This window comes from Ruegeria sp. BHSB064, from assembly GCF_059613205.1.
Genome location: NZ_JBXWSB010000045.1, coordinates 17,735 through 32,765, shown reverse-complemented (window position 1 = coordinate 32,765; position 15,031 = coordinate 17,735). Strand labels below are relative to the sequence as shown.

Here is a 15,031-nt window from a genome sequence, read left to right as displayed (position 1 = left end):
CTGAGTTGGGTTCGATGCTGACGGACATGCTGGTCACTATGACAGACCGTGGCCCGGACAGTGCAGGTATCGCGATATATGGGGCCGAGGCGGACGGCGCAGTCAAACTGACCGTGCAATCCGACACGCCAGAGGCGGATTTTGCGACCCTTGCCGTGGATCTTGGGGCTGCCATCGGTGCCGAAGTGACCCTGCGCGCAAATTCCACGCACGCGGTTCTGGAGCTGGCAGGCGACAAGGCTGACCAAGCCCGCCAAGCGGTGCGAGAGTTACGTCCGGGTTTGCGGGTGATGTCGGATGGCGCGGCCATCGAGATTTACAAAGAGGTTGGCTTGCCCCGCGATGTGGCCGACCGGTTCAGCCTGTCCGCCATGAGCGGCAGTCACGGAATAGGTCACACCCGCATGGCCACCGAATCTGCCGTGACCACCGAAGGCGCACACCCGTTTAACACCGGGTCGGATCAGTGCTTGGTCCACAATGGCTCTTTGTCAAACCACAACGCGCTGCGCCGCAAGTTGAAACGCGAGGGTGTGCGGGTCGAGTCAATGAACGACACCGAGGTCGGTGCGGCCTACCTGACCTGGAAAATGCAGAACGGTTCAACGCTGGGTGAGGCGCTGGAAAGCAGCCTTGAAGATCTCGACGGGTTCTTCACCTTTGTTGTGGGCACCAAGGATGGGTTCGGGGTGGTGCGCGATCCCATTGCCTGCAAGCCCGCAGTGATGGCCGAAACCGATCAATACGTGGCTTTTGGCAGCGAATACCGCGCGTTGGTCAATCTGCCCGGTATCGAAGACGCCCGCGTCTGGGAGCCCGAGCCCGCCACTGTCTATTTCTGGAGCCACTGAGATGCAGACCTATGATGTTGCAGAAAACGGCCTGCGGGGTTTGAATGCAGCCCTTCAGACGCAAAGCGGCGAAACGAACCAAACCAGTTGGGAAGTACAGAATCCAAAAGGCAGTCACGCGATTGCCGTGGGTTTGGACGCACCGATTGAAGTGACCGTCAAAGGCTCGACCGGGTACTATTGCGCAGGGATGAACCAGCAGGCGACCATCCGGGTTGAGGGCTCGGTGGGTCCGGGCGTGGCCGAAAACATGATGTCTGGCACCGTGGTCGTGGAAGGCGACGCCAGCCAGTATGCCGGAGCGACCGGGCATGGTGGGCTTCTGGTGATCAAAGGCAATGCCAGCTCGCGCTGCGGGATTTCGATGAAGGGCATCGATATCGTTGTGCATGGCAATATCGGCCACATGTCCGCCTTCATGGCACAGGCGGGCAATCTGGTTGTGTGCGGCGATGCAGGCGATGCGCTGGGCGACTCGTTGTACGAAGCGCGGCTGTTTGTGCGCGGCTCGGTCAAGAGCTTAGGCGCGGATTGCATCGAGAAAGAGATGCGGCCGGAACATCTGGAGCTGCTGGCTGATCTGCTGGAGCGTGCCGGGGCCAACGCCCAGCCGGAGGAGTTCAAACGCTACGGCTCGGCCCGTCAGCTTTACAACTTCGACGTCGACAACGCCGCCGCCTACTGAGGACATGGGAATGAAAGATAATAAGAACAGCATCCCCCGTACCATGCCGATCCAGTCGGCGACTTTCACCAACCCGATAAACGCGGAAATACGCAGGGCAGCAGCGACCGGCATCTATGACATTCGCGGTGGTGGGGCGAAACGCAAGGTGCCGCATTTCGATGACCTGCTGTTTCTGGGAGCGTCCGTCTCGCGTTATCCGCTGGAAGGGTACCGTGAGCGGTGCGATACCTCGGTGAAGCTGGGTACACGCTTTGCCAAAAATCCGATTGAGCTGGATATCCCGATCACGATTGCGGGTATGAGCTTTGGGGCATTGTCCGGCCCGGCAAAAGAGGCTCTGGGTCGGGGTGCTTCGATGGCTGGGACGTCAACGACCACCGGTGACGGTGGCATGACACCCGAAGAGCGCGGGCACTCGTCCAAGCTGGTCTACCAGTACCTGCCGTCGCGCTATGGTATGAACCCCAACGATCTGCGCAAGGCCGATGCGATCGAGATTGTCGTGGGACAGGGGGCCAAGCCGGGAGGTGGCGGCATGCTGCTGGGTCAGAAGATCAGCGATCGCGTGGCTGAGATGCGGACGCTGCCCAAGGGGATTGACCAGCGTTCGGCCTGTCGTCACCCGGACTGGACCGGGCCGGATGATCTGGAGATCAAGATCCTCGAACTGCGTGAGATAACCGGCTGGCAGGTGCCGATCTATGTGAAGGTTGGCGCAACGCGGCCCTATTATGACACTGCGCTGGCGGTGAAAGCCGGGGCCGATGTCGTGGTGATGGACGGGATGCAGGGCGGCACCGCTGCCACGCAGGATGTGTTCATCGAACATGTCGGCATTCCGACGCTGGCCTGTATCCGCCCTGCCGTTCAGGCGCTGCAGGATCTGGGCGTGAACCGCGAGGTGCAACTGGTGATCTCGGGCGGTATCCGCACCGGGGCCGATGTGGCCAAGGCGATGGCCTTGGGCGCGGATGCGGTGGCCATTGGCACGGCGGCTCTGATCGCGTTGGGTGACAATGACCCAAAATGGGAATCCGAGTACCAGAAGCTGGGCACCACCACCGGGGCCTATGACGACTGGCACGAAGGGCAGGACCCGGCGGGCATCACCACGCAGGACCCGGAACTGGCTGCGCGTCTGGATCCGGTCGAGGCCGGTCGTCGCCTGCGCAACTATCTGAAGGTGATGACCTTGGAGGCGCAGACCATCGCACGCGCCTGCGGTCACAACCACCTGCATAATCTGGAACCCGAGGACCTCTGCGCCTTGACGATGGAGGCGGCTGCGATGGCCAAAGTGCCCTTGGCGGGCACCGACTGGTATCCGGGCAAAGCCGGGTTCTGAACTGCAAACAATACGAAGGCGCGGTCCAAAAGGGCGGCGCCTTTCTTCTTTGAACCAATAGGGAAAGGGAAGGTGACCATGACAACGGATCTGGCAGCTTTCGCCAAGGAAAAAGGCGTCAAGTATTTCATGATTTCGTTCACCGATCTGTTTGGTGGGCAGCGGGCCAAACTGGTCCCTGCGCAGGCGATTGCCGACATGCAAGAGGAAGGGGCGGGTTTCGCGGGCTTTGCCACCTATCTCGACATGACCCCGGCGCACCCCGACATGCTGGCTGTGCCTGACCCGTCTTCGGTCATCCAACTGCCTTGGAAACCCGAGGTCGCCTGGGTTGCCGCCAACTGTGTGATGGAAGGCGAAGACGTTGCCCAGGCCCCGCGCAACGTGTTGCGTCGCCTGATCGACGAAGCCGCCGCCGAGGGCATGCATGTGAAAACTGGTATCGAGGCAGAATTCTTCCTACTGACCCCGGATGGTGAACAGATCAGCGACCCGTTCGATACCGCCGAAAAGCCCTGTTACGACCAGCAGGCGGTGATGCGGCGCTATGATGTGGTGCGCGAGATCTGCGACTACATGCTCGATCTCGGCTGGGGCCCGTATCAGAACGACCACGAAGACGCCAACGGCCAGTTCGAAATGAACTGGGAGTTTGACGATGCGCTGGGCACGGCTGACAAGCATTCCTTCTTCAAGTTCATGACAAAATCGGTGGCTGAAAAGCACGGCTTCCGCGCAACCTTCATGCCCAAGCCGGTCGAAGGGCTGACGGGCAATGGCTGCCACGCCCATATCTCGGTTTGGGATGCGCCCGGTGCGGATGCCACAACCAATGTGTTTGCCGGCAAAGGTGACGGTCCAACGGGCGAGGTTGGTCTGAGCGAGAAGGGCAAGCATTTCCTCGGCGGGATCATGAAGCACGCCAGTGCGCTGGCGGCGATCACCAACCCGACCGTGAATTCCTACAAACGCATCAACGCGCCGCGCACGATGTCGGGTGCTACGTGGGCTCCGAATACAGTCACATGGACGGGCAACAACCGCACCCATATGGTCCGCGTTCCCGGGCCGGGCCGGTTCGAGCTGCGCTTGGCCGATGGCGCGACCAACCCCTATCTGCTGCAGGCGGTGATCATTGCGGCAGGTCTGTCGGGTATTCGGTCAAAGGCCGACCCGGGCCGTCGCTATGACATCGACATGTATGCCGAAGGCCACACCGTGGACGATGCGCCGAAACTGCCGCTGAACATGCTGGATGCGCTGCGTGAATATGACAAGGATGCCGTATTGAAAGAGGCGATGGGCCCGGAATTCTCCGCAGCCTACCTGAAAATGAAACATCAGGAGTGGACCTCTTTCGTCAGTCATTTCTCACGTTGGGAAAAAGAGCACACGTTGGACATCTAGGGGCTCGCGACCGGTCTTTGACTCACTAAAATAGCGATCGTTTCAAGGGTTTGGTCGGGCAAAACACGCGAAAGGGTCGCAGGAAAAACAGGGACCACCTGTCAAGTGTTGCCCGTCAGTCATACAGCCGGGACGACGCTGAAGCGCTTCGGCCCCCTTATATTATGCGTACACCCGGTCGCAGTTTGGTATAACTGACATCCTTGAGCTGACATGGAAACTGCCCATGTACGGCACATTTCAGGACTCTCTGCGCGATGGGTTCAAAATCGGCGCGGAAGTGGGTGGTGCTTTTGACACAGAGTATCCTTGCGCTTTTCGGTTCCAAATTGAACAATCGTATTTGCGCCAAATCCAGACATTGGTTTCGAATGCTGGTCACGAGGACATGGATTTGCGTTCCAATCAGCTCTAATGCGGCCGACAGGCCCAGCGTAGCAATGCCGCCGCCATACATCTCGCCCGTGTAACGACATTGGCCATCGCTTAAGTGATGCACGCGCACCTTTGCGGCGAAGGGAGTGTCGCCTGGACCTCGACCGCCGATCTCGGCGTCAAATTCTGCGCCATCGCCCAGGTCGTGGGCTCTGGCTGCCAACTGCGGGTCATGCAGTAGCCCAAGAATGGCTGTCGGCGCGTTCTGCCGTACAAGCTCGCGTAACAAACCTGTTGTGTCCGCCGCAGCACCAGCGCCCGGGTTGTCCTGCACATCCGCGATTACAACAGGTCCTGTGCCGGTTGCCTTTCGGGCGATTTCCACCGCGTCTTCCGGGCTCAGCAAAGCGGTATCGAACTGAGCTTCAGCGGCATGAAGTTTTGCGAATATCTGCTCGGACATCGCGTCAGCGTCGGACTTGGTAACGCCGTAACCCAGAACAGACGGCCCGCAATCGGGCGTGTCCGCTGCAGTAAACCCCATTGCAAGCTCAACCATTTGTGCGCCCGGTCCGTCAAAAGCACTCAGCGCGGCATATAGCGCTTTGGCTGGGGCCACTTCTGTGTATTGGCTGTGCAGAGGAATCAGGTATTCACCTTGTCGCCACGACTTTGCGGGTCGGGCGTTTGCCCGGATATCCCGCAATACCCGAAAAGCCCGGGCGCCTGTATCTGCCATGTCGAGATGCGGATAGGTGCGGAAAATGGTCATCGCGTCGGACAAATCCACCATTCGCCCTGAGATATTTGCGTGCATATCAAGACTTGCAACAAGCGGCAGGTCCGGACCGATGACGCGTCTGATCCGCGCCAAAAGCTCTCCTTCCCCATCATCCCAGGAGTCCGTGACCATGGCACCATGCAGGTCCAGGTACACTCCATCCAACTGGGACATGTCCGACAGCGCATCAGTGATGCGACCGGCAATGGTGTCATAGGCTTGATCCGTGACCTTACCTCCCGGCTCGGCGGCGCACCACAAGATAGGCAACAATTCTGCCCCGCCCGCCATGGCTGCTTGCGCGAAACCGGCGATGGGCAGGTTCATGCCGCGCGTGACGTTCAGAACGTCCCGACCGTGCAACAACTGCGGCCAGCTGTCTGCCTGCTCAAAATCGCTCAGCTGCGTTGGGGTTCCGACGAAGGTATTGGTTTCGTGTTGAAAACCCGCGATTGCAATTCTCATTTAACCCTTCAGCCGCTTATTGCTGCACCAATTCGGTGTTCAAGATTTCGCGCAGCTTTGCCGCCACGATGTCCGGTTTGTGGCGCGTCATCGAAACATGACCCAAGCCGGGAATTTCGTGGAACGTGCCGTTCGGAGCGAGATCAGAAACCACTTTACACATGGCCGGAGCAGTTTGAACATCCTCAGAAAATGCGATGACATGCATTGGAACCGGGCAGGTTTCCAACTCTTTGCGACAGTCGAATTCAAGACAGGCTTCCCACTGATCAATCGTGGCCTGGGGATCGCGATCCCGAAAGCGTTCCGTGTAGGAAGACTTGAGCTGTTCCCATAGTTCGGGTTCGTGCAGCGCTTTTGCCGGGAAAGCGTAAACCGCATAATGAGGTGCCAGAAAATAGTCGGGCAGGGTGATGCCGTCCTTGCGCAGGTCGATCTCGGCCTGCATCCAATCGCGGGTGAAACCGTCGATATAGGCCGAAGTACCCATGGGAATGGCCAGTCGCACCTTGTCTGGGAAGTCGATCGCGGTTTGCTGTGTGACCAGCCCACCCAGCGACAATCCGCAGACAGTGGCCTGACCACCACCGAATGCATCAATCACCGCTGCGCAATCGGCCGCGTAATCCCCCATGGTCCAAGGGGGCGGCGGTGAAACCGTGTCACCCGCCCCCCTCGGATCGTAGGTGATGCATTTAAAACTGTCAGACAGGCGTGCGAATTGCTCGGAATATGCCTCGGCCGTCTGATCGCCGCCGGGAACGAAAACGATCGGCGGCCCGTCACCTTCGACGACAACGCGCATGGTGACACCAGCGATGGTCAGGTGATGGGTCTCGGCTTTGGGCCCGAACTCAGGAAAGGCTGGCATTGGAATGCTCCTATGGCCACAGGGGCGAATGATTTAGCGTTTCGTCACATTCCGTTGCGGGGAATGATGTGGGTCTTTTCTTGTTCAAAGACAAGCTGATCTCCTGACCATGCCTTCAGGCGAGAGGTCAGATGAAATTCTGTTGCGGTCGCCCGTTGTTCGGAAAAGGTCCATATCTTGGCGGACCAGTCCTCCCGGTCGAACCCCGCTGTTTGCTCCATGGTTGCAATGGCAGACAATGGGTCGCTGGGGTGGATGGAGTAGCGCCGGTCTGAAACATCGCTCAGCACCGTTCCAATGTCGTCGAGGCGAAAATCTCCGACTGGACCAAAAACGCCGCCGTCCAGAAAGGAACGGTGCGTGATCTCACCGTTGGTCAGGTCTGTGTGGACAGAGCGTTCCATGGAACCGTCGCGTACATGTGTCTTTCTAGGGGCCATGTCCGGAGCAGCAGGTTCTGGCAACGGGCGCGGTTCACCTTCCCTTTCAGGCCGGGTTCGGACCGGCAGCTTCAGTCGTGATGTGCCAGGCTGGAGTGTGAGCGTGACGGGCTGGGGCGCAGGCCACAGGACAGGCCAATAGGTCGTTGCGATTTGCAATGTGATGCGGTGGCCCACGGGAACACGATAGCCGGTTCCATAGAGTGGAACCGTGACAATCATGTTTTCGCCGGGGGTGATCGGCGTAGGTTGGGTATCGCTGTGGCGATGGTTGAGATTGCAAAACCCCCGCGCGATTAGCGTTTGCGCGCCATCCGGAGCCTCATCCACCAGCAGCGCGGCGACAAAGGCCTGCGTCTGATCCGCTGACACCGTCAAGTCAACGCTGGGCTGGCCCAACAAGTCCAAAGGTTCGATCAGAGGCGGCCCCCTGAACTGTAGTGCCCCTCCGGCGTCGGTCCGGCAATCTGTTGCCATATCGCCGGGTATGGCGAAAGAGCACATATCCCCCGCAGCGGCACCGAAGCTTTGCGGTGAGCAGATGGACATCGCAGTCCCTGACTGTGCCGTCACGCCCAGAGTGTGATCATTCAGCCAGAACGTTTGCTCGGTGACATTTGGCGACGGCCAGGCAGGTTCTTCCACCCAACGCCCCGTGCGCTGCATATGGCTTCCCGAAGGCGTTGCGCTGTCCTGCAGGTAAAACCGCAGTGGGGGTTCATCCATCAACCCCGTGTCGATCCCTTTCAGCCAATGATCCCAAAAACGGATCACCTCGCCAACAAAATCAACCTTGGGACCGGGCACCCCTTCATGTGGGTAAAGATGCGCCCAAGGCCCCATCAGGATTTTGACGGGTCCGCTGAGGTGTTCTGCGATGCGGAAGGGCGTGTCCCGATACAGATCCATCCAGCCGCCAAAGAAATAGACCGGTACCTGTACGTCGGAGTAATTCTCGCAGATCGAGCCGCGCCGCCACATCTCATCATGTGTTTGGTGCTCCAGCCACATGGCGGGCCAGAATTCAGCGCCTTCCAAGCGTTCGCGCCACATGTCGAGCCAGCGATCCGCGCCGACAATTTCGGGGTCCGGCGGCATAGCGTTGTAGAGCTGCATGATTGAGCCCCACCAGAAATTGTCATTGGCCAGACAGCCGCCGTAGAAGTGAATATCCTCGCGCCATCGGTCATCCGTGCCCATTACCGGGGCGATGGCTTTCAGGGCCGGGGGGCGTGTCGCCGCGACCTGAAAGGCGTTGTACGCCCCCCAGCTTTTGCCGAACATGCCGACATTTCCATCGCACCAGTCCTGATCGGCTAACCATTGGACGATGTCATGGCCGTCCTGAATTTCCTGATGCGAGTATTCGTCCTCGGCCAAGCCCTCACTGTCGCCATATCCTCTTATGTCGACACGGATCGAGGCATATCCGGCAGCCGCGAAATGTGGGTGCATACTTTCATCGCGCATACGTGTGCCATCCCGACGTCGGTAGGGGATGTATTCAAGGATACAGGGCAGCGGCGATGTTCTGGCCGTTTCGGGCAACCAGAGCCGGGCGGCGAGCTTGGTCCCGTCAGGCATTGGAATCCAAACGGTTTCGATGACCTCAATATCGCTCATGATGCGGCCTTTTCTGCGAGTTCCGGCGGGCGGGCGCCGGGTTCCAAAGGGAAATGGCAGGCAACGGCGCGGCCGTTTGTAACCTGCCGCTCCGGCGGATCCACGCTGCATCGCGATTGCGCCCATGGGCAGCGGGTGTGGAACTCGCATCCCGATGGGCGGGCCAGCAATGAGGGGACCTCGGCTGGCAGCGTGATCCGGTCATGGGTTTTGTCCGGGTCGGGCTCGGGGTTGGCCGACAGAAGCGCCGCCGTATAGGGGTGTTTTGGTGCGCTGAACACCTGTTCGGTGTCTCCGGCCTCGACAAAGCGACCCAGATACATGACTGCGGTTCTGTCCGCTACGTGATGCACCACATGCAGGTTGTGGGTGATGATCACCATCGCCAGACCCAGCCGTTCGCGCAGATCATTCAACAGGTTCAGAACTTCGCCCTGCACAGATACGTCGAGACCAGCTGTGGGTTCATCTGCGATGATCAGCGCCGGGTCCAGCGCAATAGCGCGCGCAACGCCGACGCGCCGGGCCTGTCCACCCGATAGCTGATGAGGGAAACGCGACGCGAAACTGGTTGGCAAACCCACTAAGGTCAGCAGCCGCGCGGCCTCGTCCCGCAGATTGCGGCCTTCAATCCCGTGGATGCGGAACGGTTCGGTCACCAGATCGCCGACGGTCATGCGCGGGGACAGGGACCCCACCGGGTCCTGAAACATCATCGACATGCGTTTGCGAACCGGCTTCATCGCCTTTCGGTCCAACGTGTCGATGCGCTGATCCTCAAACGTAATCGTTCCGGCGCTGATCTCTTGCAGGCCATTCACGGCGCGGGCCAGTGTTGTTTTGCCGGAACCGCTTTCACCCACAAGGGCAAAGGTTTCGCCCCGGTTGACCTCAAAGCTGACCCCGGCCACGCCAAGGATTGCGCTTTTGCGTCCCAGCCCCCCGACCGGAAAAGAGACCTGAACATCTTCGACCTTGAGAATGGGATCGCTGCTCATGCCGTCACTCCGGTTTCAGCTGGGGTGTCTGCGACAAAGCAGCGGGAGATATGGCCGTTGCCGATATCCTTGTCGGGTGGCGGTGCCGCGCAGGCGTCACTTACGCGGTCGCAGCGGTTGGCAAAGATGCAGCCTGCGGGCCGCGCGCGCAGATCTGGGATTTCTCCGGGGATCGTCGGCAGGTGCCGGGTGCGTTCGCTTTGCCGCGCCGGGTCGCACTCCAGCAGCCGCGCCGTGTAGGGGTGGCGCGGATCCTGGAAAATCTGCCGGACGGTGCCGCGCTCCACGACTTCACCCGCATACATGACGACCACGTCATCACAGAGCTCGGCGATGACACCCAGATGGTGCGAAATGAACATGACCGAACAGCCGATCTTTTGCTGAAGGTCCTTGAGCAGCTCGATCGTTGTCACCTCAAGGGTTGCATCCAGTGCCGTTGTAGGTTCGTCCGCGATCAGCAGGGCAGGCTCCATCATCAAGGCCATGGCGATAGCGATCCGCTGTTTCATCCCGCCCGAGAACTGGTGCGGATAGCGCGCTAACGCCGCGCGGGCATCGGGTATGCGCACCAGTTCCAGCATTTCGACCGCGCGGTTCAGCTTTTCGTCCTTCGACAAAGCCGAACGATACTGGATATTCAGCATCTGCTTGCCCACCGAAATCACGGGGTTCAGCGCACCCATCGGGTCCTGAAACACGGTGGCGATACGCGGGCCACGCAGATCCCGCATGCGCGACGGGGGCAGGGTAGTCAGCTCATCCTGTCCTTCAAACAGGATCGATCCGCCGTCGACGCTGCCATTGTCGGCCAGAAGGCCCAGAATGGCGTTGATCAACGTGGATTTCCCGCAGCCGGACTCTCCCACAATGCCGACGATCCGGTTTTCGGGCACATCGAAGCTGACGTTTTTCAAGGCGTGCAGCGGCCCGGCCTCGGTTGAGAAGCTGACATTCAGGTTGTCTATGCGCAGCGTGGTCATCAGCGTCCTTTCAGCCGGGGATCGAACACGTCCCGCAGCGTCTCGCCCAGGAAGGTAAAGCCTAGCGTTGTGATGATGATCGGCACACCGCCCGCAATTGCGATCCAGGCGGTGTCGCGGATATTGGTGAACCCGTCATTCAGGATCGAGCCCCAGCTTGGGGTTGGCGGGCGAACACCAAGGCCCAGAAAGCTCATTCCCGCCTCAATCCCGATGACAACCGGAATGTCCATCGACGCGAGGATAACCAGCGGCCCGATTACGTTTGGCAGAATGTGCACCCGCAGGATACGCGCCGAGGACGCGCCCATGCTTTGCGCCGCAGTGACATATTCCGAGGTTTTCAGCGCTATGGTCTGGGTTCGGATAATTCGCGCGTAACCGGGCACGGTGACAAGAACCACAACGACCATGACGGCGGTCAGCGATGGCCCCATCAGCGTGACCAGGGCAAGGGCCAGCATCACGGTGGGAAAGCTCTTCATCGCGTCAAAGAGCAGGATCATCAGGTTGTCCAGCCAACGCGGCCCGTAGCCCGCGATCAGGCCCAGAACGATGCCGATCACCAGCGACACGGCGGTCGAGACCAGAGCGACAAACAACGCGATCCGTCCGCCATGCAGCACCCGGGCAAACAGGTCTCGGCCCAGTTGATCTGTGCCCATCAGATGCTGTGTGCTGGGGCCTTGGAACCGGTCACGTGGGTTGATTTTCGTCGGGTCCCAGCTGGTGAGCAGATCGGCGAAGACGGCGCCAAAGATCACAAACAGCACCAGGAACAATCCCAACGCGCCCAGAGGCTCGCGCAGGATTTTGCGGATCGGGCGCCACAGCTCGGCCATGCGCCCTGGGGCGGGGTTAGAAACTGCTTCTGACACGAGGATCCAAGGCTCCGATGATGAGGTCTGCCAACAAGTTGAGCAGAACGAAGAGGACGGTCGTGATCAGAACGGTGCCTGTCACGATAGGGAAGTTGCGGGTCAGGATGGCGTCATAGACCAGCTTACCAACGCCGGGGCGGGCAAAAACGATCTCGGCAAAAACAGCCGATGAGAGCATCTGACCGATGCCTACGCCCAGCAAGGTGACCGTGGGCAGGATCGCAATCGACAGGGCATAACGGTAGGTGATCGTTCGATCCGGCAAGCCAAACGCACGTGCGGTGCGGATATGGCTGGCCTCAAGCACTTCGAGCATCGAGGCGCGCACCATGCGGGCGATGTAACCGACCCAACCCAGACCAACGGCCAGAGACGGCAGGATCAGATGGGTAAGTTGATCGCCGAGATTGCCGGGTTCACCAGCGCCAATGGCAGGTAGCCAACGCAGTTCGACGGCAAAGATCAGTAGCGCGTAAATCGCGATAACAAAGGACGGCACCGCGATCACGGCAACAGACAGGATGCCAACAATCCGGTCGGCCCAGCTGCCACGGCTGACCGCTGCCCAGCAGCCCAGCGGAATGCCAAGAGCAACCGACCACGTGATGCCGCCGACGATCAGGGCCAACGTATAGGGCAGTTGTTCGAACACGACCGTGGTGACGGGACGGCCCGACAGAACCTCTTCGCCTAAATCACCTGTCCATGCCCCGATGTAGAAATTCCAGAACTGAACCAGAACCGGCTGGTTCAACCCCATTTTCTCGCGCAGGGCGGCGCGCATTTCCTCGGTCGCCCGAGGCCCCAGTGCGACCGAAGCCGGGTCGCCGGGGATCAGGTAGATCATGCAGAACAGCAGGAACATGGCGACCGACACGATCGCAGCAGCCAGCCCAAGCCGTTTGATAAAGTAGCTCAGCATACGCGCCCCCCAAAGGCCGTGCGGGCGGCGGTCAAACGCCGCCCGTTTGCGTGGATCAGGCGGGTTTGAACAGCGGCAGCAGCGGCTCGCCATTCGGTTTGAGGCCCGGATTGACCGTGTCCTTGTGGATCAGGCCAACAACCTCGTGCGTCAGGAAGACATAGCAGCCGCTTTCATCCATGAGACCTTGCATCTTCTTGTAGATCTCATCGCGCTTGGCCGGATCGCTTTCGACCAGGCCTTCTTCGTGCAGCGCCTTGTATTCCTCGTTGTTGAAACGTTCCCAATTCCAGACACCGACCTGTTCTGGCGTGAACCAGACCGTAGCCCAACTTGGGTCCGGGTTCATCGAGAAGCGACTGAGCACCAACTGAAGGTTCATGAAGTAGTCGCCGTCCTTCGAACCAAGCGTCCAGAAGGTCCCACTGTCATTCTGCTTGATCTCGCAGGTGATCCCCACATCGGCCAGATTGGCCTGAATGACCTGAGCCGCCGTCAGACGTTCGGATTGGTTCAGGATGTCGAGCGTCACGGTCATGCCTTCGGCACCCGCCTCGGCCAGCAATTCGCGCGCCTTGTCTGGGTCATAGTCGTAAGTCACGCTGTCCCGGCTGCCCGGCAGGCCCGGTGCGATGATGCCGTTGCCTACGGCGGCAGCTCCGAAATAGGCCGCGTCAACAACGGTCTGCCGGTCAATCGCGTGCTGGATGGCGCGGCGAATACGAACGTCTTTCAACGCTTCGTTGTCCTGGTTCATGCCCAGCCAGACATAAGCCAGCGAGGGTTTTTCCTCGACAACCGATCCCGCAGGCGGGTTTTCTTTGAGACGCGGCAGCGAGGACACGGAGGTCCAGGTATAGTCCAGATCGCCCGCTTCAAAGCCCAGCTCGGCGGTCGAGGGGTCCTCAATGGGCAGAATATGGATTTCTTCGTACCCGCCGGGCTCATAGGCCCAGTCCGGGTTGCGCTTCAGAACGGTTTTCTGCTTGGGCACCCATTCGGTCAGAATGTACTGGCCAGATTGCGCCACAGGCTCGGACCCGATCTTGCCGCCGATTTCCTCGACCGCCTTGCGCGAAACAATGCAAGAGGCGGGCGTCGGTAGCGTGGTTGTCCAGAGCGGCACGAATTTGTTTTTCAGATGGATCAGGCCCGAGAGATTGTCTTTGACTTCAACCTCCTTCAACGCGCTCCAATCCCCGGCATAGGGGCTTTCATTGGCCGGGTCGGCGATACGCTCGATCGAGAATTTCACGTCATCGGCGGTCATCTGACCAAAGCCATCGGTGAACCCGATGTTGTCACGCAGTTTGAAGGCGATGGTCAGATCGTCCAGCTGTTCGATGCTTTCAACAGCAACGGGCCGCCAGTTCCACTCGTCGCCCTGTTGGTTTGACACCAGCGGGGCATAGATCGAGCGCATGATGTCGGCCTCGGGCAGGGCCAGCCAGAAAGCCGGGTCCAGCACCTGCAAATCGCTATAGGACCGGATGGTCAGGACCGAGCCATCGGCGCTGACAGCCATATGCGGAAATGCAAGGCTGGCCGCGCCCAATGCACCGGCACCGGCCAGAACGGAGCGTCGGGAAACGTCCCCTTTGAAAATCGAACTCATTTGCTTTCTCCCTGTTTGTCTTCGTCTCCGGGCATCTGTCCGGTTTGGTTGCTTGCGGGCAGGCGCGCCCGCGACTTCAGGTGCCAGCAGGCGTTATCCGTTCTTTTTCTTGTGTGACTGTGGCAGTTGCTCATCAGCGCCAAGCGCTGAGAATCTTGGAATGATCACGGGTGAGTTCACCCAGATCATGCGCGCGGGTTGATCGGTTACGTTGCGCAGGACGTGCAGAATTTCTCCGGGAAAGCTGAAACTGTCGCCGGTGCGTAAGGTGACGGTTTCGTCCTCAAGCACCAATTCCAGCTCACCGTCCAGAATGACCCCATGCATCTCGCCATCGCGCGAGAAATACTGGTCTACGACCTGTTCGGAATAGGGGCGGTAATCCGAGACGCCCAGACAGAACCCGCCGCCGATAGAGCTGGACAGTAACTGATCCGCATAACCCGATTGTTCGATGGGTTCGTCATAGAGCATGTTCAGGTTTCGTCGGTTGGACTGACGCACAACATAGGCGCGTTCCAGCGGACCTGAGCCGGGGCGGTGATTGAAAAACCACTCTTCGGGGACGCCAAGAGCATTGGCAATCCGAGAAATCTTGTTGAGCGAGGCGCTGACAGTTCCGCGCTCGATTGCGCTGAGATGGCTGATCGAAACACCGCTGCTGGACGCAAGCTCGGCCAGGGTCATCTGACGGGCTTTGCGCAGCTGACGCACTTCGGCACCGAAGGCTGCGAGACCCTCTTCGCTGGCAGTGCGGGTTTGTTTTTTAGTTACGCCCTGGCTCAC

At 59.7% G+C, this 15,031-nt stretch carries 13 protein-coding genes; 4 read left to right on the top strand and 9 right to left on the bottom strand.

Translation table 11 applies throughout. The annotated features are described in order from the left end of the window. The 4 genes from AC2FNU_RS12495 to glnT form a co-directional block, all read left to right on the top strand. The coding region (locus AC2FNU_RS12495; RefSeq protein WP_496788592.1) for a class II glutamine amidotransferase at nt 1-851 on the top strand (851 nt) is incomplete at its 5' end. Nucleotide 852: 1 nt separating this feature from the next. After that, complete coding sequence (locus tag AC2FNU_RS12490; protein WP_496788588.1) at nt 853-1,536, top strand: protein GlxC; 684 nt, start codon at nt 853-855, stop codon at nt 1,534-1,536. Nucleotides 1,537-1,540: 4 nt separating this feature from the next. Beyond that, a complete protein-coding gene (locus AC2FNU_RS12485) occupies nt 1,541-2,884 on the top strand; it encodes an FMN-binding glutamate synthase family protein (RefSeq protein WP_496788586.1) in 1,344 nt (447 codons plus the stop codon). Between the two features lie 78 nt (nt 2,885-2,962). Next, on the top strand, nt 2,963-4,291 hold the full coding sequence (gene glnT, locus AC2FNU_RS12480; RefSeq protein WP_496788585.1) for a type III glutamate--ammonia ligase: 1,329 nt from the start codon (nt 2,963-2,965) through the stop codon (nt 4,289-4,291). 157 nt (nt 4,292-4,448) lie between these two features. Here glnT and AC2FNU_RS12475 read toward each other — a convergent pair whose 3' ends face one another. From AC2FNU_RS12475 to AC2FNU_RS12435, 9 genes are all read right to left on the bottom strand, one after another. After that, nucleotides 4,449-5,912 carry a M81 family metallopeptidase gene (locus AC2FNU_RS12475; protein WP_496788580.1) on the bottom strand — a complete coding sequence of 488 codons (1,464 nt, stop codon included), beginning with the start codon at nt 5,910-5,912 and terminating at the stop codon, nt 4,449-4,451. A 16-nt stretch (nt 5,913-5,928) separates the two neighbouring features. Continuing rightward, entirely contained in the window at nt 5,929-6,783 is an 855-nt protein-coding gene (locus AC2FNU_RS12470; protein ID WP_496788575.1) for an alpha/beta fold hydrolase, read from the bottom strand. Nucleotides 6,784-6,827: 44 nt separating this feature from the next. After that, the gene (locus tag AC2FNU_RS12465) at nt 6,828-8,846 is read right to left on the bottom strand and encodes a CocE/NonD family hydrolase (RefSeq protein ID WP_496788573.1); all 2,019 of its coding nucleotides are present in this window, start codon (nt 8,844-8,846) and stop codon (nt 6,828-6,830) included. Continuing rightward, nucleotides 8,843-9,844 (bottom strand): ABC transporter ATP-binding protein, encoded by a 1,002-nt coding sequence (locus AC2FNU_RS12460; protein WP_496788571.1) that lies wholly within the window; start codon nt 9,842-9,844, stop codon nt 8,843-8,845. The genes AC2FNU_RS12465 and AC2FNU_RS12460 overlap by 4 nt, the downstream gene beginning before the upstream one ends. Further along, nucleotides 9,841-10,827 (bottom strand): ABC transporter ATP-binding protein, encoded by a 987-nt coding sequence (locus AC2FNU_RS12455; protein ID WP_496788567.1) that lies wholly within the window; start codon nt 10,825-10,827, stop codon nt 9,841-9,843. Before AC2FNU_RS12455 ends, AC2FNU_RS12460 begins: the two co-directional genes overlap by 4 nt. After that, nucleotides 10,827-11,669 (bottom strand): ABC transporter permease, encoded by an 843-nt coding sequence (locus AC2FNU_RS12450; RefSeq protein ID WP_039537504.1) that lies wholly within the window; start codon nt 11,667-11,669, stop codon nt 10,827-10,829. Before AC2FNU_RS12450 ends, AC2FNU_RS12455 begins: the two co-directional genes overlap by 1 nt. A 16-nt stretch (nt 11,670-11,685) precedes the next feature. Continuing rightward, nucleotides 11,686-12,630, bottom strand: coding sequence for an ABC transporter permease (locus AC2FNU_RS12445; protein ID WP_171183674.1), 945 nt, complete (start codon nt 12,628-12,630; stop codon nt 11,686-11,688). Between the two features lie 55 nt (nt 12,631-12,685). Beyond that, nucleotides 12,686-14,245 carry an ABC transporter substrate-binding protein gene (locus tag AC2FNU_RS12440; RefSeq protein WP_480800302.1) on the bottom strand — a complete coding sequence of 520 codons (1,560 nt, stop codon included), beginning with the start codon at nt 14,243-14,245 and terminating at the stop codon, nt 12,686-12,688. A gap of 93 nt (nt 14,246-14,338) precedes the next feature. Then, complete coding sequence (locus AC2FNU_RS12435; protein WP_496788552.1) at nt 14,339-15,031, bottom strand: helix-turn-helix domain-containing protein; 693 nt, start codon at nt 15,029-15,031, stop codon at nt 14,339-14,341.

Coding starts and splice junctions, on each gene's coding strand:
- AC2FNU_RS12490 (WP_496788588.1), top strand. CDS start 853: ATGCAGACCTATGATGTTGCAGAAAACGGCCTGCGGGGTTTGAATGCA.
- AC2FNU_RS12485 (WP_496788586.1), top strand. CDS start 1,541: ATGGGAATGAAAGATAATAAGAACAGCATCCCCCGTACCATGCCGATC.
- glnT (WP_496788585.1), top strand. CDS start 2,963: ATGACAACGGATCTGGCAGCTTTCGCCAAGGAAAAAGGCGTCAAGTAT.
- AC2FNU_RS12475 (WP_496788580.1), bottom strand. CDS start 5,912: ATGAGAATTGCAATCGCGGGTTTTCAACACGAAACCAATACCTTCGTC.
- AC2FNU_RS12470 (WP_496788575.1), bottom strand. CDS start 6,783: ATGCCAGCCTTTCCTGAGTTCGGGCCCAAAGCCGAGACCCATCACCTG.
- AC2FNU_RS12465 (WP_496788573.1), bottom strand. CDS start 8,846: ATGAGCGATATTGAGGTCATCGAAACCGTTTGGATTCCAATGCCTGAC.
- AC2FNU_RS12460 (WP_496788571.1), bottom strand. CDS start 9,844: ATGAGCAGCGATCCCATTCTCAAGGTCGAAGATGTTCAGGTCTCTTTT.
- AC2FNU_RS12455 (WP_496788567.1), bottom strand. CDS start 10,827: ATGACCACGCTGCGCATAGACAACCTGAATGTCAGCTTCTCAACCGAG.
- AC2FNU_RS12450 (WP_039537504.1), bottom strand. CDS start 11,669: ATGGCCGAGCTGTGGCGCCCGATCCGCAAAATCCTGCGCGAGCCTCTG.
- AC2FNU_RS12445 (WP_171183674.1), bottom strand. CDS start 12,630: ATGCTGAGCTACTTTATCAAACGGCTTGGGCTGGCTGCTGCGATCGTG.
- AC2FNU_RS12440 (WP_480800302.1), bottom strand. CDS start 14,245: ATGAGTTCGATTTTCAAAGGGGACGTTTCCCGACGCTCCGTTCTGGCC.